Raw genomic sequence first — 229 nt, 5'->3', positions numbered from 1 at the left:
TTGAGAAGTTTCCTGATCTCCCTGATCAGCGCGTCGAGCGAACCGTCGTCCCCGCCGGCCACCCGCAACCCCGAAACAGGCAGGCCACCCGTGACGCCGCCAAGCTGACCGGTAAGACCACCGAGCTGACCGGTGAGGTCACCCGTGGGCAGGTTGTCCGCTGTGATCCCGTCCAGCAGGCCGTTGAGAAGTTTCCTGATCTCCCTGATCAGCGCGTCGAGCGAACCGT

Annotated in this window: 1 protein-coding gene; it reads right to left on the bottom strand. The window is 64.2% G+C overall.

The window, feature by feature from the left end; all coding sequences use genetic code 11:
* Nucleotides 1-229, bottom strand: a 229-nt coding sequence (locus RUR_RS26515; protein WP_283137923.1) for a hypothetical protein, incomplete at both ends; no start/stop codon positions are given.

The organism is Rhizohabitans arisaemae, from assembly GCF_025996515.1.
GTDB classification, from domain to species: Bacteria; Actinomycetota; Actinomycetes; order Streptosporangiales; family Streptosporangiaceae; genus Rhizohabitans; species Rhizohabitans arisaemae.
The sequence above is the reverse complement of the archived record's forward strand: the minus strand, read 5'-3'. Positions and strand labels throughout refer to the sequence as shown.